The sequence below is a fragment of the Lactobacillus sp. UMNPBX19 genome, from assembly GCF_002553805.1.
Taxonomy (GTDB): domain Bacteria; phylum Bacillota; class Bacilli; order Lactobacillales; family Lactobacillaceae; genus Lactobacillus.
Genome location: NZ_PCYR01000133.1, coordinates 1 through 350, shown reverse-complemented (window position 1 = coordinate 350; position 350 = coordinate 1). Strand labels below are relative to the sequence as shown.

The 350-nt window shown below is 38.0% G+C and carries 1 protein-coding gene; it reads left to right on the top strand.

The window, feature by feature from the left end:
- A partial coding sequence (locus CP370_RS09440) for an amino acid permease C-terminal domain-containing protein (protein ID WP_304441349.1) occupies nucleotides 1-246 on the top strand: 246 nt, incomplete at its 5' end.
- Nucleotides 247-350 lie beyond the last annotated feature (104 nt).

Here is a 350-nt window from a genome sequence, read left to right as displayed (position 1 = left end):
TTATCGGTATTTTTCTTAATTTCCTTAATCGTGATTTTATTACGTCGGCAGTATCCGGATTTGCCACGACCTTTTAGAATCCCGTTTGGGAACGTAATCCCAATAGCTGCGATGTTAATTTGCGCGCTTTTATTGGCTAATATTACTTTTTCGGCATGGGAGTTTTATTTAGGATGGCTCGTGGTAGGATTTGCCCTGTACGAACTATATTCTAAAAACCACATTATTGAACGGACCGATACCTGATTGATCAGATGATAACGTTGATCAATCATAGGAATGAAGGAGCTAGGAACTAAGTAAGTTCCTGGCTTTTTAATTCCCAAGGATTTAAAAAGCGTGGATAAATA